Origin of the sequence: Sutcliffiella tianshenii (genome assembly GCF_016908565.1) — a bacterium.
In the GTDB taxonomy this organism is placed as follows: Bacteria; Bacillota; Bacilli; order Bacillales; family Bacillaceae_I; genus Sutcliffiella_A; species Sutcliffiella_A tianshenii.
In genome coordinates this window covers 82,115-102,710 of sequence record NZ_JAFBED010000009.1, presented here as the reverse complement: position 1 = coordinate 102,710, position 20,596 = coordinate 82,115, and the positions used below count along the sequence as shown (strand labels likewise).

The following is a 20,596-nucleotide window of genomic DNA, read 5'->3' as shown; positions in this document are numbered from 1 at the left end:
TTAGGCACGCCGCCAGCGTTCATCCTGAGCCAGGATCAAACTCTCCAATAAAGAGTTTGAGCTTATGCTCAAATGTTGACTAGCTTATGTTACATAATTTATGGTTAATCTCGTTAAAAGATTAACTTAGACGCTGTTGTTTTGTTTAGTTTTCAAAGATCATTAAATCATTATGGAGCGGGTGATGGGAATCGAACCCACGACATCAGCTTGGAAGGCTGAGGTTTTACCATTAAACTACACCCGCTAAAAACAAAATCGGGAAGACAGGATTCGAACCTGCGACCCCTTGGTCCCAAACCAAGTGCTCTACCAAGCTGAGCTACTCCCCGTTTAATTTATATGTTGGCGCGCCCGAGAGGACTCGAACCCCTAACCTTTTGATCCGTAGTCAAACGCTCTATCCAATTGAGCTACGGGCGCTAAATGAAGTTGTGTTTTTCGTTAGCCGCTCAATGGCGACTTAACTATAATACCAAGTGAGCCATTCAATGTCAACACTTTTTTTAAAAAGTTATTTCGATGCGGCCGAGAAGAGTCGAACTTCCACGGGGTTGCCCCCACTAGGCCCTCAACCTAGCGCGTCTGCCATTCCGCCACGACCGCATATATAAGGCTGAAAAATAATATGGTGCGGGTGAAGGGACTCGAACCCCCACGTCAATGACACTAGATCCTAAGTCTAGCGCGTCTGCCAATTCCGCCACACCCGCAAGGTGTAAAAACAAAGTATAAAGATGGCTGGGCTAGCTGGATTCGAACCAACGCATGTCGCAGTCAAAGTGCGATGCCTTACCGCTTGGCTATAGCCCATCAAATAGATTTAATTTAAAAGGATTGAAGTCCCTCTGGTGGAGGATGACGGGATCGAACCGCCGACCCTCTGCTTGTAAGGCAGATGCTCTCCCAGCTGAGCTAATCCTCCAGGATAGAAATGGGAAGCAAAACATGCAGTTTTGCATCCCACTTAGTAGTGACCCGTACGGGATTCGAACCCGTGTTACCGCCGTGAAAGGGCGGTGTCTTAACCGCTTGACCAACGGGCCTTGAATATTATGGCGGAGAAGGAGGGATTTGAACCCTCGCGCCGCTTACACGACCTACACCCTTAGCAGGGGCGCCTCTTCAGCCACTTGAGTACTTCCCCGAATATGGCTCCACCAGTAGGATTCGAACCTACGACCCTTCGGTTAACAGCCGAATGCTCTACCGCTGAGCTATGGTGGAACGGTACAAAAACCTTTTGCCAATCGACTGACTATCAATCAGGCGACTTCTTTTATTTTAATAAGCTTGTCTTAAAATGTCAAGCCTTTTTAAAACGGTAAAAGATATATGATTATAATGTTTCGTGCGCTTTATAAAATAGCGACTTTAATAAAATATCACAGATCATTCCCCTCTGTCAATACGGTCTTTGACTTCTTTTAACCTCCCTCTGCACTTCCCGCAACGGTACTTCACTATATTAACTCTTCTTACACGTTTATATACTTGATGGCATTCTACACATTCGTAGAAGCGATAGTTTTTCGGCTTTCCAACTCGGGCTTCTATCGGTGTACAGAAGCGCGGGGCACCTACTTTTTTCAGGAGGATCCTGAAGTCCTGGTCACGGTGCTTATAGCCCATCCCTCTTTGGTGAAGATGGTAGTGGCAAAGCTCATGCTTGATGATGCCGATCAGCTCGTCCATCCCTAAGGCATCGTAGTATCGTTTATTGATTTCGATATTGCCTGTAGATGTCAGGTACCTACCTCCTGTCGTCTTAAGACGCGGATTAAAGGTTCCCTTGTGTATAAATGGCAGGTTGAAAAATTTCAAAGAGGTTTGTTCAATCAGGGTTTGCAGCTGTTTGTCATCCATGGGTATCTTCCTTTCATTCGAACCAACACAAGTATAATGCATAAACTACTTATACATAAAGGAAAAGTATTTAAATTTAAGGAGGTAAGCCTTATGCCCTCTTGGTTTAAAAAGCAGATGCAACGCGCCTATTTAGAAAAAGACAGATACCAGATAAAGATGCTGAATCAGTGCTGGTTTTTTTATCATAAAAAGAATGGATAATTGATAAATGCCGCCCCTTTTCAATGGGGGCGGCATTCTATCGTAATCTACACTTCTTGTTTTTCCGGTGAGAGCATGGTGAGGGAGACCCTTCCTTTGTTCGCCTCCACACCGTCCACCCAGACTGTCACGATATCCCCTACAGAGACGACATCAAGCGGATGTTTCACGAAGCGGTTGCTCAGTTTAGAAATATGGACGAGTCCATCCTGTTTGACTCCGATATCGACGAAGGCTCCGAAGTCCACGACATTGCGGACGGTACCTTCTAGTTCCATCCCTTTTTTCAGATCCTCAAGCTGCAGGACATCCTGCTTCAACAGAGGTGTCGGCATATTATCGCGCGGATCACGCTCAGGTCGGATCAGGGAATCTATGATGTCCTGAAGCGTAATGTCACCGATGCTCAAGTCTGTTGATAGCGTTTGGACATCCACTTCCTTCAATGCAAGCTGCAGCTTCTCGGTCCCGATATCCTTTTCGGAAACTCCCAATTGCTTTAACAGTTTTTTTACATCAGGATAGGTTTCGGGGTGGATGTCTGTTCGATCTAATGGCTGCTTGCCATCGATGATACGCAGGAATCCGATACACTGCTCATAGGTTTTTGCCCCGAGCCTTGGGATCCCCTTCAATTCCGAACGACTGCTGAACTTTCCTTGCTCGTCCCTCTTTTTGATGATGTTATTGGCCACCGTTTTCGATAATCCTGCCACATACTGCAAAAGAGAGGATGATGCGGTGTTCACATTCACCCCTACTTGGTTTACTACTGTTTCGACCACAAAGTTCAGGGATTCCGCCAACCTCTTTTGGGCAACGTCATGCTGGTACTGGCCGACACCGACAGACTTCGGATCGATTTTTACCAGCTCCGCTAATGGGTCCTGCAGGCGGCGGGCAATGGAAACGGCACTTCTTTCTTCTACTTGAAGGTTTGGGAACTCCTCTCTCGCAAGGTCCGAGGCGGAGTAGACACTTGCACCGGCCTCATTTACGATCAGGTAGGAGATGCTTTTTCCTGACTGCTGGATCACTTCTGCAATCAGTTGTTCCGTTTCCCTTGATGCGGTCCCGTTCCCGATCGCTACAACCTCGATATGATAGGTATGCAGGACATCCAATAGTTTCTGGATCGCTTCTCTTCGTTTGTTGACCGGGGCATGCGGATAGATGACGCCAATTGTCAGTACCTTGCCGGTTTCATCCACCGCGGCGAGTTTACATCCGGTACGATATGCCGGGTCCACCCCAAGAACGACTCTGCCCTTCAAAGGCGGTTGGAGCAAAAGATTGCGCAGGTTTTCCGAAAAGATGTGAATGGCCTGCTCCTCCGCTTTTTCCGTAAGCTCTTTTCTCAGTTCCCGTTCTATGGCAGGTTCGATCAAGCGCTTATAGCTATCCTCGATCGCCTCTTTGACTAGGGGCGTAGCTTGGGAGTGTTCTTTTTTTATAACCTGTTTATTTAAATAAGAAAGGACTCTTTCAGCCGGCGCCTTAATGGATACGCGTAAGATATCTTCTTTTTCCCCACGGTTTACAGCGAGTATCCTGTGCGGAAGCACTCTATTGATCGGTTCCTCATATTCGTAATACATGGCAAAGACTTCTTTCTCATCTTTCTCTTCCGATTTAACAACCGACACGATCTTGCCCTGTTTAAAGGTCAGGTCTCGGATATATTGGCGGTAAGCTGCCTCGTCGGATACCATTTCTGCAATGATATCCTTTGCACCCACCAACACTTCCTCCACAGTGGATACTTCTTTGTCCTCTGACAGGAATTCCTGTGCCTTTTCTTCAAGCGATGGTGCGGAAGGGTAGCTTAATAGCCATAAAGCAAATGGTTCGAGTCCCTTTTCTTTTGCTATGGTCGCTTTTGTACGGCGTTTTTGTTTATATGGTCGGTAAAGGTCTTCCACCTGTTGGAGCTTCGATGCCTTCAACAAACTGCCGCGAAGTTCTTCTGTCAGTTTGCCTTGTTCATCTATAAGACGGATAACCTCTTCTTTTCTGTTCTCTAGGTTTTGTATGTATTGCCACTTTTCCATGACAGCGCGAATTTGCACTTCATCAAGTGAGCCCGTTTGCTCTTTGCGATATCTGGCTATAAAAGGAACCGTATTCCCTTCTTCCAATAGTGAGATCACTTTTTTTGCTTGTGATTTAGTAACCTCAACGTCTTTAACAAGTTGATTGAGCAGCTGCTCGTTTTTTTGATTCCATTCCACAATTTTGGCCTCCCAACGTAAAATCCCTCTTTTATTTTATCAAAGTTTGAATGAAAAAAGAAAAGACTAACAACATTTGTCGTTAGTCAAAAGCATCAACACTATAGAATTTCACCTGATATGATGGTTACATCGTCCATGCCATCCGTTGTGAAGATTTCTGCAATCTCAAGCAAGGAAGTGGCAGAGGGAATATCCTTGATGTATTTGCGGACGGAAGGAATATTCAAACCATCCGAGTATACAAAGAACTTCATTTTTGATGAAAAAGGAAATCGATGGGTCTTCATATTTTGAGGTTTTCCAGATAAGTAGCCTTTGACCGGAAGAGGATAAATAAGCTTTTCTGACGGAGGGTAAAGGAAAAAGCGGATATTACCAACGCAGCTGTAAACAACCTCTTGTTTGTCGTAGTTTACCTTAAAGACAGATACTGCAGCTCCACGCTTATTTTTCATTGCTTCGTTACAAGCCTTCATAATCTCAGTGACATCTTCCTTTTCTCTGGCTTTGGCAGCGGAGATTACCGCTTGCGAAGCATCATGTGCATATTCCCCACTACCCAAGCCATCAGCTACGACACATATAAAATAGTTATCTGTAGCATTCACATAATAACTATCTCCGCAAAAATACATTCCATTTTTGGGATTCTGATAGGCATTAACGTTCACTTTTTCATGTTGGAAATTTTCAATCATGAAAAGATCTCCGCACTAGAGTTATCAGCTAAAAATGCCTGCTTCAGTTTTGTTAAGGCTTTTCTTTGCAGTCTTGAGACATGCATCTGTGAAATGCCAAGCTTCTCACCGGTTTCCTTTTGGCTCATGTTATGGAAGAAGGTGCATTCAATGATCTGCTTTTCTCTTTCGGAAAGTACATGGAATATTTTTTGCAGGAGCATCTGTTGATCCACCTGTTCAAATCCGCTGTCTTTGTTACCGACTATATCAAGTATGGTGACGGTGCTTCCATCAGAATCAGCCTCGATTGCGTTATCGACGGAAAGCGCTTGATAGTTCTGGCTCATCTCCATCGCTTCCAATACTTCTTCCTCTGTAACCTCTAGAAAATCGGCAATTTCATATACTTTTGGTGAACGCTGCAGCTCATTCGTCAGCTCTTCAACTGCCGATTTTATTTTCGGACCAATCTCCTTGATTCTGCGAGGTACATGGACACTCCACGTTTTGTCTCTTAGGAATCGTTTGATTTCTCCGATTATCGTAGGAACAGCGAATGCCTCGAAGCTTCTTCCAAAGCTTGGGTCAAAACGCTTCATGGCACCAAGCAATCCAATCATCCCTACTTGGGAAAGATCTTCATGGAAGGCTTTGCCTCTCGAATACTTACGAGCGATGGATTCAACAAGTGCAGTATAATGCTCGACTAATTGCAACTGCGATACTTCACAGTTTTCCTGTTGGTACCGCTCCAATAGCATATTAACATCCAATTTATTGGACGGAGATTGTTTCTGCATCCCTTTCCACCTGCTCTCCTTGTACATACTTTGTCATGAAGACTGTAACGCCCTGATTACTGTGTACTTTCACATCATCCATCAGCGTTTGGATTAAGAATAACCCTAACCCTCCTTCAGGCAAAGTTTCTACGGGTTGTGATTCGGTATAAGGTCCAAGCTCCTCTCTGACTTTTTCGAAGTCAAAGCTTTTCCCGTTATCCGCAACCACCAGTTCCAGACGGTCTTTATAGATTCCAAAACCTAATCTGATATTTCCTTCTTCTTCCTGTTTATATGCATGCTCGACAGCGTTGGTACACGCTTCACTGAGAGCGATCTTGATATCTTCGATTTCATCGTAGGAAAATCCCATACGATTAGCTATTCCGGATAGAGTAAGACGGATCACTCCTACATATTCAGCCTTGGCCGGAAAAGCCATTTCTATATAATCATAAGCCCGGTTCATTGTTCCCCCACCTTTAGTGAACTTATTTAATTTCCATTATTCCTGCTAAACCAGTAATATCAAACAGTCTTTTCAGACGATCGGAAAGCCCGATCAGACGGAAGACTCCGTTGTTTGCTTTTACTGTTTTGAAAAAACCGACGAACATCCCTAAACCTGTACTGTCCATATAATTAACATTCGATAAGTCAAAAACGATTTCTCCACTGAAGCCCTCAAGCATTGGGGCAACCTTTTCCTTCACCTTCGGAGCGGTGTAGGCATCGATTTCTCCTTCTAATACAACAATCGTTTGGTTTAAATCTTCTTTTATTTGAATTTCCATATTCATTTACATCGTCACCTCAAACATGAATTAGAATTCCATTTTTGGTCATCCCAATACTAAATACCCGCTTTACAAATATCTAAACATTTCTTTTTAAAATTATCAAAGTGAAGTCATCTCTAAGCTGGAAATCCTGAATCTTTTCAAGGTCGCGGTAAACAAGCTCCACGATTGCCTGAGGAGGCAGGTGGATATAGGATCTGATCAGATCGATGATTTTATCAACCTCTATGAATCCTTCTTCTGTCCGGCACTCTGTGACGCCATCACTGAAGAGAATGACCAAATCATTTATCCCGATCTGCTTTTCAAACTGCTCATAGGTCGCATGGCGATCGATTCCGAGCACCAATCCCCTTGCATCCAGCTCATAAAAACTGTCTGTAGCCGAGTCATAGTATAGAGGCGGTTCATGACCGGCCGACGCAAAGGAAAAGAGATGATTTGTCAGGTCATACATTCCATAGAACATCGTAATGAACATACTGGCATCCACATTCTGTTCTACTACTCTATTTAAATTGCCCAAGACGTAACTTGGCGCAACTCTTGTATCAGGCAGACTGTCCATTGCATATTTGATCATCGACATACACATGGCAGCGGGAATGCCTTTCCCGATGACATCGGCTATCGCCACACTGAACGAGTCGTTTTCATTGTGCACAAAGTGATAATAGTCCCCGCTCATCATCTTCGCCGGTACACTGATTGCACCAATTTCCACGGCATCCGTTTGCGGGATTTTGGTTTCCAGCAAGGTTTGCTGGACGTTGACGGCGATCTCGATCTCCGTCTGAATCTCTTGTTGGCGGTGACGCAGGCTCTGATGTTCGCGGTAAGCTATACCATACCCGATCATCACTTCGAGCAACACATCGAGTGAATGCAGGATGTCATCAGGGATATCCGGTGACAGGTCCTGCAGCATCGCCTTATGGACACTGATTATCTCTTCTGGGGAAACTTTTTCAGCCAAAAGCTTGCGGCTGAATTCCTGCCCCTTATACAAAGCTTCCTCTGATTGCCTGTTCAGATAAGCTGATAATATCTCTTTATATTGTAATTCTATCTCCTCAAAATTCACGGGTTATCCCCCCTTAACGAACCCACTTTACTGCATTTATTGTCGTCCCTTGACCTGATTCAGAGTCGATCGAAAAGGAATCCATCAGACGCTTCACCCCTGGCAAACCCGCTCCAAGTCCCCCTGACGTCGAGAAACCGTCTTCCATGACTTGCCTGATATCCGAAATTCCGGGACCGTCATCTGTCGCGATGACCCTAAGGCCCATCTTTCCGTATTCGTTCATTTCCTCTATACATATTTGACCTGTTCCTGCATACAAATAAATATTCCGCGCCAATTCTGAAATAGCGGTGGTGATTCTGGCCTGGTCCACAGTACCGAAGCCTAGATCCTTGGCAACATTCCTACCCATTTGCCTGGCAGCTACAATGTCCCATTCATTCCTTATTTTCACACAGGATTGGACAGTCATCATTTACTCCCCCAATTCCTGTTGTAATTTCTCCAGACCTTTTTCTAAATCCAACGCCGTGAAAACTTCGTCAAGCTGAATCCCAAGTTCAACTAAAGTAATGGCAACAGCCGGTTGAATTCCTGTTAAAACAACTTGTGCACCCATAAGTTTTGACATGCTGATTACATCACCAAGCACCTTTGCGATGAAGGAGTCGATCATGTCGACAGAAGTAAGATCGATCACCACTCCATTTGCCCCGGTTTCATGTATCCGATTTAGAAGATCTTCCTGGAATTGCAATGCCGTCTGGTCATCCAATTCCCACTGGATAGAGATAAGAAGACAGTTATGAAGTTTTAATATTGGAATTCTCACTCTGGATCCCCCGCAGTCACAATTTTTCTATTTGTTATTTCCAATGCCGTTTCAATACCTTTTTTCAACGAATTCTTCGTGATGATCTGATCCAGGTTGATTCCTAGATTAACGATCGTTTGTGCGATTTCAGGTCGTATGCCCACAAGCAGGCATTTCGCCCCGACCAATCGGACCGCTTCCGAAGCCTGGATGATGTGATGAGCTACCATGGTATCAACTACAGGGACACCAGTGATATCAATTAATACAACCTCTGCGCGATGCTTCACGACACCCTGAAGAAGATTCTCCATGATTTGCCTTGCGCGCTCTGTATCGATTGTGCCAACCAACGGCATGACAGAGATTTTATCGAATACCGGGATCAATGGTGCAGCCAATTCCTGCAGGGCGATCTTCTGCATGGAAACCGTATGCTCCCATGTGCCTGTATAGGTTTTGACGATCTCGTTATAAACAGGACGCAGCCATTGGTCAAAATCATACATGATGCTAATTTTATCAGAGTCACTCGTTTCTTCCGTCATCCCCTCAAACACGATTTTTCCGAACAGGGATAAGCCCTCCGTCACATATACAAGCGGCCAGCCGAAGCGTACGATCTTTTCCGCAAAGTCAGTCAATTTAGCGGAAAGGTTGTCCGGATTCTGGCTGATGTTATTCAAAAGTAAATTGATATACTCTCGGCTTGTACTTAGGTACACCTTTTCCGAAATCGCTTTCAGTTCCTTCTTCTCGCCTATTTCGTCCATTCCTTCTATCCATTGGTTGAAGATTGATTCACGGTTCTTTTCGATATAACTCATTATCTCTCGATTCATTATCCCGGCTCCTTTTTTATGGTGAATAATATATAAATTCGACAATAATTTAAAAATTCCGCTACCTACACTATAAATTTTTCTTATTTTACCTGTCAAATTTCTTCATTGGGAAACCATCCATAATTGTGGTTTATTTACCTAAATTTGGTGGTATCAAATATGGACAGGAATTTGTTTTTATCGGACACAAATTAAAAAAGCTACTCACTCGCTTTAGTGAATAGCTTTCATAACAGGAAAGGATACAAATATTTAGAAGTCGATAAGTCCTAAACTTATTTGTAACGCCTCATCTACTTTGTCCATCATTTCCTCATCTAGATGAGTAATTTTGTCAGTCAGTCTTTGTTTATCAATGGTTCTAATCTGTTCGAGCAAGATAACCGAGTCACGTTCAAAACCATAACGCTTTGCATCGATCTCTACATGTGTAGGGAGTTTCGCTTTCTGAATTTGAGCAGTAATTGCAGCTACAATAACGGTCGGGCTAAAGCGATTACCTATATCATTTTGGATGACAAGTACTGGTCGAACGCCTCCTTGCTCAGACCCGACTACCGGGGATAAATCAGCAAAATAAACGTCACCGCGTTTGACAATCAAATGATTACCCCCCGCTAACTAAGCGTTCAACCGTATGCTCCGCCTCATATTCTGCAAGAAAAGCTTCAGATGCAATGTTTAAATTAATCTTAGACATTTCCATGTAGCCACGTCTCATGGACTCGCGAATTTGACGCTTTTTACGCTCGCGAAGATACATCTTTGTCGCTTGATAAATTAATTCGTTTCGATTGCCGTTTTCTTGTTTCACCAATCCATCTAGCTCCGATACTAAGTTTTGAGGTAATCGAATTAAGATTTCAGTTGTTGCGCTGGATTCAGACACAGCATACACCTCCAAGAACTACAGACACATATAATTAATACTATTCCATATTCCATAATACCATCAATGCCGGAAAATGCAAAGTCAATTTCCTGAATTCCTACCTATTATCGCTTCAAAAAGCCTTTTTTATACAAATGCCCCGCTTTTATCCCATTATTGGTTTGTCTTGCAAATAATTTCTCACTTCCATTATACTCCTATTTCTTAGAAACATGCGCGGCACACGATAGCTGATCATGCAGGGGATTTCGTAGTTGATGGTATCCAGTTTATCAGCCACATCGTCAGAGCTTATTTTCTGCTCCTCCTGTTTTCCAATTAATGTAACGACCGTTCCCACCGGAAGTTGATACGGCAGCTTGATCATGAATTGATCCATGCAAATCCTTCCAACAATCGGAGCATATTGGCCATCTACCAGTACATTCATTCCCTGCAGTTTCCTTGTCCATCCATCCGCATAGCCGACAGGCACCGTTCCGATCCATTCTTCATCCTTCGTCGTATATGTTGCACCGTAGCTTACACTTTCACCCAAGGCCAGCTTTTTCACATGTACCAATTTTGTATGAAGGGAAAAGGCTTCTTTTAACAGGAAAGGCAAGGAGGGCACCATTTCTGGGGATGGAGTGAGGCCGTACATTGCAATTCCCACCCGCACCGCATTAAAAATCCTTTTTGGAAACCTTAAAGTGGCGGCACTGTTGCCGCAGTGAATAAAACGGACCGATCGCAGCTCCTCCACTTCGGAGATGAGTTCATTGAATCGTTCGAACTGCTTCTCCACATAGGTGGAATGGATCTCATCAGCTGTAGCAAAGTGTGTGTAGACTCCCTCCAATCGGAAGTTATCCATGCTCTTGATTTGAGAGACGATCTCTTTTACCTCTTCCTTCGATCTAGCTCCGATCCTGCCCATGCCAGTGTCCAGCTTTAAGTGAAGGTTGATGCTAGCATCCCCGAGGCTGACCTTGCTTGCTTCTTCCAGCCATTCCCTTTGGAAAACAGTCAGTGTAATGTCCTCTTTGGCCGCAAGCTCCAAATCACTTACCCTAGATGCACCCAAAACGAGGATGGGAGCCTTCACTCCCTGCTGTCTAAGCGACATAGCTTCATCCAGGAAAGAAACGGCCAAATATTTCGCCCCTGCCTCAAGCGCGACATTCGCCACCTGCACATCTCCATGACCGTAAGCATTCGCCTTTACAACAGCAATGACAGACACATCGTCCGACACATGCTCCTGCACCGCCTTCACATTCTCATAGATACAATCCAAATCAACTTCAACCCAAGTGTCCCGATGAAAGCTTGACATTACCCTTGCACTTCCTTTACCTACAATTCTTATTCCACCATCATACCACGGGGGCAGCTCCCTTGTCCCACCCGGTACAAGTGACCTGCCCCCGCCACATAAAAAAATACAGGCCCCATCTAGGGACCTGCTCGTTTGATATTCAAATTTTATTTAACCGCTGCACCCTGGACGGAGCGCGCGACCATCATCAATTCTTCCTGCGACAGATCCTGGGATGCCAAGGTGAAATCCATACCCTGGTAGTTCCATGTCAAGGTGTTTTCTGTCAGCGCACCTACCGTGAATCCAAGATCTACCGGCTCTCCGCTGACAAAAGTGGATGTGCTGACCTCGGAATAGCGTGCTTTTTCCTGGACCAGTGTAAACGTTTTGTCCCCGGTAAAGGTCGTGACTACACGATTTCCGTCATCTGTCGTGATTTGCGTTTGCTCTTTGACTTCAGATCCCGCAGGAACATCAGTCGGCATCAGGACATTGAATTCGGCACTTTCTTCATTTACCTGACCAGATGTCGGCAGACCTACCTGCGCACCAGCCATGTTCTTTTTCACATCAAACGCATCTTCATCAAAGCTTGCGTCAAATTTGAAGTCGGAGAACTCTACAAGCACCAACGGCTTTTTGTCAGGATCCATCACTTTGACGCTGACTGGAGTCATATCACTTTTATTGATTGTGATCTCCTGTGTAGGCAATAGCTTGTTATTCTGATAGTTCGTTTTGGTCACGAACACATAATTCTCTTCCGTTGCAGTGAACGTTGCCTCCGGATCATTTTTGATATCGTTCACAAGAGATTCAAAAAGGTATGCCTGGCTGCTGTTTTGCGGCCACTCACTATGGAAACGGAAGCTTTTATTAAGCGCAGGCGTCAGTACGAAGACCCCTTCATCATTGCGAAGGATTATCTGGCTTTGATCCTTTTGGGCATTCTTCAGGTTCACACGATAATAGCCAGGCTTTTTATGACCGATCTGCACTTCATACACCTGTGGCTCTGCGCCAGTTTGCAACGTCATTTTTGCATTGGATTCATAGCTTTTCATCTGTTCTACCTTTTTACCTAATGCCTGCGTGACGTCTTCTTTCGATTTTGTACCGCATCCGGCAAGAACAAGGATACTCACAATTCCCACCATTAACAAAAGCCATGCTTTTCTCAAATTTTTCATCCCCTTTGCCTTAATTACATGTTTATCTTAGAGAAAAAGTGAGATTGCAGAGATAACAGGGTTGCCACCTCTTACTTGTACACCTTGTCTCCTTTCTGAACTATGTATATGAGGCAAGCCTAGGGAATATGCAGACTAGCTTTCCAAGCTTTCAATAATTACTTGGGCAACCGCATATTGCTCGCTATGAGAAATGGAAAGATGGACATTACTAGATAATGGTCTTGTAAAAAAGGGTTTTCCCTTTTCTGTCGTGGCGATATTCATATCCTGAAAGCTAAGTTCCTTCCCGATCCCGGTACCATAAGCTTTGGAAAAAGCCTCTTTCGCGGAAAATCTGCCTGCGAGGAATTCCACTTTTCTTTTTTCGCCCAACCCTTGAAATTGCGTCCTTTCTTCATGAGTGAGGACCCTTTCCACAAAGCCCGGCTGACGGTTCATCAATTTCTCGACCCGTTCGAGCTCTATGATATCTATGCCTGTGCCGATAATCATACAACGACCTCCCTTTTACATATGTTTATAGTATGACAAGTTACTTAAAGTACTGTTCAAAAAGTCCGGTAAAAATAGCTTCGAATTTCTTCGTCAGCTTGCCTCTCCGCTCCTCACGTATCTCAATCATACGCTGTGGTGCTCGAGACTTCGCTTCCTCGAACTTCTTTGCTCTTTTTATCCTCCTTTTTGAACACTTACTTAAAAGACTTTTCACAACAGTCGTGGTACTCTAATTTTAGAAGGAGTGAAAAATATGTTTGTCCGGACTGAAAACTTTCGTACTTTCACAAAATTATATCCTATTATTACCACAATCACAGCCATTCATCTAGTGCTGTGGCTGATTGTTCAATTCTCCGAGAATTTCCTCCACCTGACAGTAGGCTATAATCTATTGGTCTTCCAAGGGGAATATTGGAGGCTCTTCACCCCCATTTTCCTGCATGAATCCATCACACATCTGCTTTTCAACTCCCTTTCCCTCGTCCTATTTGGACCGGGCCTTGAGAGGTTGCTCGGAAAAGTAAAGTTCATTTCTATGTATCTGCTCGGAGGGATAGCTGCCAATGTTGCCACCCTATTGCTGGCACCGGTCTATTATTCCCACCTCGGGGCTTCAGGGGCAATATTCGCCCTATTCGGCATCTACTTCTATATGGTGTTCTTCCGCCCCGACATGCTGAACACGGCGAATTCCCAAATTGTGCTCGTCATATTGGCCATTTCACTGGTCATGACCTTCTTCACAGGCAACGTTAATATCTACGCACACCTTTTCGGATTCCTGGCGGGAACGATCATGGCACCAATTTTTCTTGGCAAGGGAACCTACACCCGCTCGTTAAGCCAGATCTTTCCGAATATGAGGCGCTCTCCTTCTACCGCAGGCAAGGGCCAATCGATTTTCTGGATTGTGCTGATCGTGCTTGTCGCCTTGGGTGCCTTATCCAGATTCATGTAGAAAAAAGCAAGGATACAAGGGGCTTTCACCCTGCTATCCTTGCTTTTTTTCATACGTATACCAATCAAATATCTTCACGCTATCGTCTTTCTCTACATCCACGACACGGAAGCTCTTGGAGGTGACACTGCTTTTGATGGAAGCATTGATTGTCTGCAATTGCCGCCTTTTTTGGAATTCTGATTCCTTCCATTCAAAGGCCTGGACGCGCTTTCTATGGACCAGCACGATATTTTTATTCACTAACCGATAGGATAACTGGAGCTGCGAGCCTCTCACATTCCACCCTCCTGCCTTATATTGACCATACCCCAGTGCTCCTGCAAGGCCAACAAGTATGAATGAAAAGAATCCATACGGCTGAAAAAAATAGGACACGACGGAGGATACGAGTAATGCCGGAAGGACCAACCTTATCAGATAGCGGGGCAACGACCGTTTAGGAAGCGGCTGGATGTGTTTTTGCATGATGTACTCCGGTGTGAATTCCTGCAAGAGTCCGCTCACTTCTTTTACATTCACTAAAGGAAACAGGATGGTCGCAAAATCCGATTCCTTCCCACCGGCACCACCCGCACTTTCTACATAGACGGTTGCAAGCCCAAAAGGCTGCCTTAAAAGATTCTGGGAGATCCGAATCGCCTGGATCCTTCCGAGCGGGATCGTCAGCTGCCTCTTTTCGATGATACCCCTTGAAATCAAAAGCTCGTCCCCTTGTTTGACTACAGTGAAGTTCCCGTACTTGATCATGGTCATCGCAATGGAAATCATCCAAGCCAAAAAAAGGACAAAAAAGGCAACCGAAGCGATGAAGTACACACTCGTCTGCACCACCAGGTCAAAGCGATCGACCACATCTTCATACGAAACAAACTGATCGAGCTGGGAAATGAATGCAACGACCGCGGATAATACGACCCCGATCCCCCCGGAGGTGGTCCCGACCAAAAACAAGGATCTCCAAGATATTGTGTATGTAGGCTTGGAAATCTCCCGCTCCTTCAACAGGGCACCGGGATCTCCGTCCATCACATCCACAACACTTTCGCCCGGCCCTTTCTTTAGCAGCACATCACGGAGCCGTTCTGCTTCTTCCTTCGTCACCGCCGAGAGTACCGCCTCTGCCTCCGTACCGCCCCCAGCTGTCTCCACCTGCACTTTCACCAGGCCGAACATACGCTGAATGATCCCTTCGGAGGTATCGATCGTCTGGATCCTTTCTTGGGGGATATATCTGCGCTGTCTCACAAAGACGCCATTTTCAATACGCAACTCCCCATCCTCGACCCAATAATAGAAGCGATACCATTCGGCAACACCCCAGCCTGTAGTCGCAGCAAAAACCACGACCAGGCCAGCGCCAAATATTAAAAGGCCAAGGGTTTCCCCATCCTTCACTGCAAGGAAAACAAGAAACAAAAATGGCAAAACAATGCTTTTCATCCGCTTTAATACGCTCACTGCAATCGCGGCAGGGTGCATCCTTCTTTTTTCAGACATCATCTTCTGTCACCCGCGCAAGCCTCGATATATAATCCCGTAACGTATCTGCCTGTTCCTCGTCCAAAGCTGGTATCTCATGAACCGTCGCCGCAGTGGATATCGTGACGGTCGACAGATGGTACCTCTTCAGTATCGGCCCTTGCTTTGTATCAACATGCTGGACACGGACCATCGGGATAAGCGTTCTCCTTTTAATGAAAATGCCTCGCTGAATATCGATTTCATGCTCATGCACTTCATATCGCCAACGCTTCCACTGCAAGGAAGGAAAAATAAAAATGGACGCTATCAGGAAAAGCACTAGCAGCCCGGTAGCCGCGGCAATAAGCCACCATGGTGTGTCGAAAAACTGCTGGACAAACCAAAAGCCTGCAAATAGCGCTATATAAAATAAACCATTGAGCACAGCCGCTATCCTCCATACGGACAGTGCCTTCCTATTGATTCTCTGACTAGGTTCAGGCCTCATCTCGCTCCCCACCTTTCTTCTCTCTCTAAATTTCATCTTCCCTCAGTATACTATTCATAGAAAGAATTTGGAAAATTTAATGGACGATGAATGAAGCTCCGTCCACCCTTTCGATTTCCGGATATCCCTTTAGGTCTTCCATCAGGCGGAACAATGCCTCATCCTTCTTCTTTGCCTCGATCATGCAATGGATCTCCTCGACACTTCCCTTGATTTTCGATAAAAAATCCATAAACATCCTTGGGTCGATATAATCTGCATGGGCCCTGAAATTCTTTTCATCCCTTGGGCTTGAGATATGCATTTTTACAGGCAGCGGCGAGAATTCCCACGTTCCCACGACCCGCTCCCACTCTTCTTCCCATTCTTCCTTTTCAAAATGAGCCAAATGATGATGATAATCGAATACCAATGGGACATTGAGTTTTTCACAAACATACAAAGCATCCCGCAGATGGAATGTAGTATCGTCATTCTCCAATATCAGCATTTCCTGCAGTGCCTGCGGGACAAGGGCCCAGTTATGTATAAACTGCTCAAGCGCAAGCTCCCGGTCGTCATAGCCTCCGCCGATATGCAAAACACAGCGGTGTTCTGTCGGCACCCTCATCCCTTTCAGGAGGGAACGATGCATGCTCAGCGTCTTGATGGTCTGGTTGAGGATATCCTTGTTTTTGGAATTCAAGAGCACAAAATGATCAGGATGAAAATCCACTCGCATCGGATGTTCCTCGATATAATCCCCGATCTCTTTCAGTATCCCCTTTAACGGCCGCATGAACTTCCAGTCACTAAGTTCTTCATGATTCGCCAGGGGAATGAGCTTTGAGCTGAAACGGAAAAACTTTATATCATTTGCAACATTATGCCTTAATAAACGCAAGCAGTTCTCAAGGTTTGTCACCGAAATACGCTCCAGCTTATCTATCGCCGCATCCCGGTCCTTCAGTTTGCTGAACTGTGCAAATGTCATTGTCTTCGACGGAGATGCATTTTGCAATTGCATACTCATCGCCACATACCCTAGTCTGACAAGCGTCATCCTCTTCACTCCTTGAACTATCGTTTGGGTTTAGATTTAGCATGCCCAAATTTCTGGGACAAGGGAGCTGTCCCAGAACAACAAAAAAAAGCAGAAGAGGCAAGCCTCTTCTGCTTTTTATCATTTTATTTATACGCGTTCCTTACGGGAAGAGCGTTTGAAGCCTTGACGTTTGGCACTTGCGTCCCTTGAACCAGAACCTGATCCTGGTTTGCCGCTTGGACGTTTAGACCAGTTGCCTTTGCTGCCGCCTTGGCCGCCGCTACGGTTACGGTCTCCACCGCCACGATTGCGATCTCCGCCGCCACGGTTGCCGCCACGGTCTCTTCTTGAGTGCATAGGCGCTTCTTCAGTCAAGCGGATAGGAGTTTCGTCCGGCTCTTTTGTGAACAATTTAAGAGCTGCAGATACTAATGTAATTGCATCATGCTCTTCCAATAATTGCTCTGCTGCATTGCGGTAGAAGCCAAGATTTTCAGCTTCAACTGCTTGCGTAATTTTCTCCATGGACATTTTTTGTTGGCCTTCCAACGCTTCGTCAAGTGTCGGAGCCTTCATTTTATCCATTTTACGCTTTGTCACTCTTTCCACATGGTGCAGGTAGCTGACTTCACGAGGGCTTACGAAAGTGATCGCCAATCCGCTCTTACCAGCACGACCTGTACGCCCGATACGGTGAACATAGCTTTCAGGGTCTTGTGGAATGTCAAAGTTATATACGTGCGTTACACCTGAGATATCAAGTCCACGAGCTGCTACGTCTGTTGCAACAAGTACATCGATGGATCCTTCTTTGAACTTGCGAAGTACGCTCATACGCTTCGCTTGGGAAAGGTCACCATGGATTCCTTCTGCAGAGTATCCACGCACGTTCAATGCGTCAGACAGCTCATCTACACGACGCTTCGTACGACCGAAGATGATTGCAAGCTCTGGAGATTGAATGTCAAGAAGACGAGTCAATGTATCGAACTTTTTCTTTTCAGGGACTTCCACGTAATATTGTTGAATGTTGGAAATTGTCAGTTCTTTCGCTTGTACCTTTACACTTACAGGCTCAGTCATGAACCGCTCAGCGATTGCACGGATAGGTGCAGGCATTGTAGCAGAGAAAAGTAATGTCTGTTTTTGTTCTGGTGTTTCAGCAAGGATTTTTTCGATGTCCTCGATAAATCCCATGTTCAACATTTCATCCGCTTCATCAAGAACAACTGTGTTCACATTTTGAAGACGTAGAGTCTTACGGTTGATATGGTCAAGTAGACGACCTGGAGTACCAACTACGATGTGAGGGTTCTTTTTCAATGAACGGATCTGTCTTGAAATGTCCTGGCCACCAAATACAGAAAGTACACGTACACGTTTATGGTAAGCAGCTTTGTAAATTTCCTCAGCAACTTGGATTGCTAGTTCACGCGTTGGAGCGATAACGATCCCTTGGATGGATTCATTTTTCACATCAACATTTTCAAGCAATGGCAGACCAAACGCAATCGTTTTACCTGTACCAGTCTGGGCCTGACCGATTACGTCTTTCCCTTCTAGTGCAACAGGAATTGTTTCCGATTGGATAGGGGTAGCTTCTTCAAACCCCATTCTGTTGATTGACTGCATGATATCATCTGATAAACCTAAATCTTTAAAAAACGCCAAATTATTCCTACTCCTTTATCTATACAAATTAATAAATTAGGCAAACGTCAGACGCTGCCTAATTCCTTATAAGTAGACATTATTAAACACATTAACTGTAATCATAACACTTCAGCTAATAAATAGCAATAAACGTTAATGCCAACTTATAGGAGAAAACCATCTTCCTCTTGTTCTTTTTCCATAAGAACACCGTACCATTTTCAAGCCATTTTGTTTTCAAAAATGACTTTTTCATTCTTATTAAGCATATAGCCCTTTGTGGTCATATACAAGCATTTCCACCATTTTCAATAAATGTGTGCGTTTGTTTCCACTTTTATTGCTCTTTTCTACTTTTTGCTTTTGGCTTTGTTTGTATTCCTTTACCTTAAATAGTTTTCCCCGTGCAACAGGAACAAAACGTATGTTGAAAAATAATTTAGTACATATTTATTGCAGTCCCTGCACTACTTCTTCGAGCTTCATGCCTCTTGATCCTTTCACGATTACCACATCATCCTTTTGCAGGATATTCAAAAGGTCCTCTGTCAGTACCTTCTTATCGGTGTAGGATTTCACCTTATCTTTACCAAGGACGGATACAGCCCCTTCAGCGATGCTTTTGCCGAGGTTGCCATAGGTGAATACAAAGTCAATCTCCTTGCCTTGCACATATCTCCCCACTTCCTGGTGGAAGGAGATTTCTTGGTCACCAAGCTCGAGCATGTCGCCAAGCACAGCAATTTTCTTCGTGTAGCCTGTCAGACTACCCAAAAGATCTATCGCAGCTTTCATCGAGGTTGGGCTGGCATTATATGCATCATTGATCACAGTCCATCCGCCATTAGTTTCCACGACTTCATTTCGCATGGCCGTAAGGGAGAGATTTTCCAATCCTTTTTTCCTATTTTCTTCATTCACCCCAAAGAGTTTACCCACCACTACGGACGCTAGGGCATTTGTCACGTTATGGGCACCTAAAACAGGAATCATGTAAGCAGTTTCTTCTATTATAAATTGCGTGCCGTTTCCTTTAAGCACGATAGCTTGTGCAACATAATCATTGTCGGCATTTAAACCGAAAGTAATCACATCACAATCAAAATCGGAAATTTTATTTGTCAGCAACGGTTCGTCTCCATTGATGATCAGTTTCCCGCCTGGTTTAAGACCTGCTGCAATCTCCAATTTCGCCTCCGCAATCCCTTTCCTTGAGCCGAGTTCCTGCATATGGGACTCCCCGATGTTGGTAATGATCGCTGCATCGGGTTTTGCAATATTGGAGAGAAGCTCGATTTCCCCTCTGCCGCTCATCCCCATTTCCAGGACCGCGACTTCCGTGTCTTCTTTCATAGATAGGATGGTAAGAGGTAGGCCAATATGATTATTATAGTTGCCGGCTGTTTTATGTACGTTAAAAGTGGTTTGAAGGAGGGATGTCACCATATCCTTTGTCGTGGTTTTTCCGTTGCTTCCTGTTATCCCGACTACCTTCATCCCGATTTGATCGCGATAATCGCTTGCAAGGTTTTGCAACGCTTCTATCGTATCATCTACAAAAATCAAGTTCACATCTGAGGGCGGTTCCGGCTGGTCCTTTTGCCATAGTGAAGCGACAGCGCCTTTTTCCAAAATCGCCTGTTGGACGAATTTGTGGCCGTTAAAATTCTCCCCGATAATCGGGATATATAACTTGCCATTCATATCCTCCCTCGTATCTTTGGATACACCTTCCACCATGACTTCACTATATTCAGGAGCTATCGCTTCGCCTTTTGCCATCTCCTGTATTTCCTTCAAGGTTCTTTTAATCATCCTGATTCACTCTCCCGGTTTCTTTTTGCATAGAGA

The 20,596-nt window shown here is 44.8% G+C and carries 22 protein-coding genes and 10 tRNA genes; 2 read left to right on the top strand and 30 right to left on the bottom strand.

Features of this window, described 5'->3' with window-relative positions; translation table 11 throughout:
* Positions 1-173 precede the first annotated feature (173 nt).
* The 11 genes from JOC95_RS17445 to JOC95_RS17395 all read right to left on the bottom strand — a co-directional run bounded on the left by JOC95_RS17445 (position 174) and on the right by JOC95_RS17395 (position 1,866).
* Positions 174-247: transfer RNA gene (locus JOC95_RS17445), tRNA-Gly, on the bottom strand.
* A gap of 11 nt (positions 248-258) precedes the next feature.
* Positions 259-332 (bottom strand) — tRNA-Pro (locus tag JOC95_RS17440).
* Between the two features lie 14 nt (positions 333-346).
* A tRNA-Arg gene (locus JOC95_RS17435) sits at positions 347-423 on the bottom strand.
* 100 nt (positions 424-523) lie between these two features.
* Positions 524-606 (bottom strand) — tRNA-Leu (locus tag JOC95_RS17430).
* Between the two features lie 23 nt (positions 607-629).
* Positions 630-713: transfer RNA gene (locus tag JOC95_RS17425), tRNA-Leu, on the bottom strand.
* A 25-nt stretch (positions 714-738) separates the two neighbouring features.
* Positions 739-813, bottom strand: a tRNA-Gln gene (locus JOC95_RS17420).
* A 36-nt stretch (positions 814-849) separates the two neighbouring features.
* Positions 850-925 (bottom strand) — tRNA-Val (locus JOC95_RS17415).
* 49 nt (positions 926-974) lie between these two features.
* Positions 975-1,046 (bottom strand) — tRNA-Glu (locus JOC95_RS17410).
* Between the two features lie 10 nt (positions 1,047-1,056).
* Positions 1,057-1,147, bottom strand: a tRNA-Ser gene (locus JOC95_RS17405).
* A gap of 5 nt (positions 1,148-1,152) precedes the next feature.
* Positions 1,153-1,227 (bottom strand) — tRNA-Asn (locus JOC95_RS17400).
* 165 nt (positions 1,228-1,392) lie between these two features.
* Positions 1,393-1,866, bottom strand: coding sequence for a SprT family protein (locus JOC95_RS17395; protein WP_204418465.1), 474 nt, complete (start codon positions 1,864-1,866; stop codon positions 1,393-1,395).
* A 93-nt stretch (positions 1,867-1,959) separates the two neighbouring features.
* On the opposite strand from JOC95_RS17395, the gene cmpA reads away from it, so the two are divergent.
* Entirely contained in the window at positions 1,960-2,070 is a 111-nt protein-coding gene (cmpA, locus tag JOC95_RS17390; RefSeq protein ID WP_204418464.1) for a cortex morphogenetic protein CmpA, read from the top strand.
* A 47-nt stretch (positions 2,071-2,117) separates the two neighbouring features.
* Here the strand turns inward: cmpA and JOC95_RS17385 are convergent, their stop codons facing one another.
* From JOC95_RS17385 to acpS, 14 genes are all read right to left on the bottom strand, one after another.
* Positions 2,118-4,301, bottom strand: coding sequence for a Tex-like N-terminal domain-containing protein (locus JOC95_RS17385; RefSeq protein ID WP_204418463.1), 2,184 nt, complete (start codon positions 4,299-4,301; stop codon positions 2,118-2,120).
* Between the two features lie 101 nt (positions 4,302-4,402).
* A complete protein-coding gene (locus JOC95_RS17380) occupies positions 4,403-5,002 on the bottom strand; it encodes a PP2C family serine/threonine-protein phosphatase (RefSeq protein ID WP_204418462.1) in 600 nt (199 codons plus the stop codon).
* Positions 4,999-5,784: an RNA polymerase sigma factor SigB gene (gene sigB / locus JOC95_RS17375; RefSeq protein WP_204418461.1), complete on the bottom strand. Its 786-nt coding sequence runs from the start codon at positions 5,782-5,784 to the stop codon at positions 4,999-5,001. Before sigB ends, JOC95_RS17380 begins: the two co-directional genes overlap by 4 nt.
* Positions 5,759-6,235 (bottom strand): anti-sigma B factor RsbW, encoded by a 477-nt coding sequence (gene rsbW / locus JOC95_RS17370; protein ID WP_204418460.1) that lies wholly within the window; start codon positions 6,233-6,235, stop codon positions 5,759-5,761. Before rsbW ends, sigB begins: the two co-directional genes overlap by 26 nt.
* Positions 6,236-6,257: 22 nt before the next feature.
* Positions 6,258-6,566, bottom strand: coding sequence for an STAS domain-containing protein (locus tag JOC95_RS17365; RefSeq protein WP_204418459.1), 309 nt, complete (start codon positions 6,564-6,566; stop codon positions 6,258-6,260).
* A gap of 76 nt (positions 6,567-6,642) precedes the next feature.
* Positions 6,643-7,650, bottom strand: coding sequence for a SpoIIE family protein phosphatase (locus tag JOC95_RS17360; protein ID WP_204418458.1), 1,008 nt, complete (start codon positions 7,648-7,650; stop codon positions 6,643-6,645).
* Between the two features lie 13 nt (positions 7,651-7,663).
* On the bottom strand, positions 7,664-8,065 hold the full coding sequence (locus JOC95_RS17355) for an anti-sigma regulatory factor (RefSeq protein ID WP_204418471.1): 402 nt from the start codon (positions 8,063-8,065) through the stop codon (positions 7,664-7,666).
* 3 nt (positions 8,066-8,068) lie between these two features.
* Positions 8,069-8,425: an STAS domain-containing protein gene (locus tag JOC95_RS17350; RefSeq protein ID WP_010195165.1), complete on the bottom strand. Its 357-nt coding sequence runs from the start codon at positions 8,423-8,425 to the stop codon at positions 8,069-8,071.
* Positions 8,422-9,249: an RsbT co-antagonist protein RsbRA gene (locus JOC95_RS17345; RefSeq protein WP_204418457.1), complete on the bottom strand. Its 828-nt coding sequence runs from the start codon at positions 9,247-9,249 to the stop codon at positions 8,422-8,424. Before JOC95_RS17345 ends, JOC95_RS17350 begins: the two co-directional genes overlap by 4 nt.
* Before the next feature lie 255 nt (positions 9,250-9,504).
* Positions 9,505-9,855, bottom strand: coding sequence for a type II toxin-antitoxin system endoribonuclease NdoA (gene ndoA, locus JOC95_RS17340; RefSeq protein ID WP_010195163.1), 351 nt, complete (start codon positions 9,853-9,855; stop codon positions 9,505-9,507).
* 4 nt (positions 9,856-9,859) lie between these two features.
* Positions 9,860-10,141 (bottom strand): CopG family ribbon-helix-helix protein, encoded by a 282-nt coding sequence (locus JOC95_RS17335; protein WP_078382395.1) that lies wholly within the window; start codon positions 10,139-10,141, stop codon positions 9,860-9,862.
* Positions 10,142-10,289: 148 nt separating this feature from the next.
* A complete protein-coding gene (alr, locus tag JOC95_RS17330) occupies positions 10,290-11,462 on the bottom strand; it encodes an alanine racemase (RefSeq protein ID WP_204418456.1) in 1,173 nt (390 codons plus the stop codon).
* 149 nt (positions 11,463-11,611) lie between these two features.
* Positions 11,612-12,628: an outer membrane lipoprotein-sorting protein gene (locus tag JOC95_RS17325; protein ID WP_204418455.1), complete on the bottom strand. Its 1,017-nt coding sequence runs from the start codon at positions 12,626-12,628 to the stop codon at positions 11,612-11,614.
* A gap of 144 nt (positions 12,629-12,772) precedes the next feature.
* Complete coding sequence (acpS, locus tag JOC95_RS17320; RefSeq protein WP_204418454.1) at positions 12,773-13,132, bottom strand: holo-ACP synthase; 360 nt, start codon at positions 13,130-13,132, stop codon at positions 12,773-12,775.
* 256 nt (positions 13,133-13,388) lie between these two features.
* Here acpS and JOC95_RS17315 point away from each other — a divergent pair, with 256 nt between their 5' ends.
* Positions 13,389-14,096: a rhomboid family intramembrane serine protease gene (locus JOC95_RS17315; protein WP_204418453.1), complete on the top strand. Its 708-nt coding sequence runs from the start codon at positions 13,389-13,391 to the stop codon at positions 14,094-14,096.
* A gap of 33 nt (positions 14,097-14,129) precedes the next feature.
* Here the strand turns inward: JOC95_RS17315 and JOC95_RS17310 are convergent, their stop codons facing one another.
* The 5 genes from JOC95_RS17310 to JOC95_RS17290 form a co-directional block, all read right to left on the bottom strand.
* Positions 14,130-15,599 (bottom strand): PH domain-containing protein, encoded by a 1,470-nt coding sequence (locus JOC95_RS17310; RefSeq protein ID WP_204418452.1) that lies wholly within the window; start codon positions 15,597-15,599, stop codon positions 14,130-14,132.
* Complete coding sequence (locus JOC95_RS17305) at positions 15,589-16,068, bottom strand: PH domain-containing protein (RefSeq protein ID WP_204418451.1); 480 nt, start codon at positions 16,066-16,068, stop codon at positions 15,589-15,591. Before JOC95_RS17305 ends, JOC95_RS17310 begins: the two co-directional genes overlap by 11 nt.
* A gap of 76 nt (positions 16,069-16,144) precedes the next feature.
* Positions 16,145-17,110 carry a UV DNA damage repair endonuclease UvsE gene (uvsE, locus tag JOC95_RS17300; RefSeq protein ID WP_204418450.1) on the bottom strand — a complete coding sequence of 322 codons (966 nt, stop codon included), beginning with the start codon at positions 17,108-17,110 and terminating at the stop codon, positions 16,145-16,147.
* A gap of 129 nt (positions 17,111-17,239) precedes the next feature.
* Positions 17,240-18,763: a degradosome RNA helicase CshA gene (gene cshA / locus JOC95_RS17295; protein WP_204418449.1), complete on the bottom strand. Its 1,524-nt coding sequence runs from the start codon at positions 18,761-18,763 to the stop codon at positions 17,240-17,242.
* A gap of 432 nt (positions 18,764-19,195) precedes the next feature.
* Positions 19,196-20,560, bottom strand: coding sequence for a UDP-N-acetylmuramoyl-tripeptide--D-alanyl-D-alanine ligase (locus tag JOC95_RS17290; RefSeq protein ID WP_204418448.1), 1,365 nt, complete (start codon positions 20,558-20,560; stop codon positions 19,196-19,198).
* Positions 20,561-20,596 lie beyond the last annotated feature (36 nt).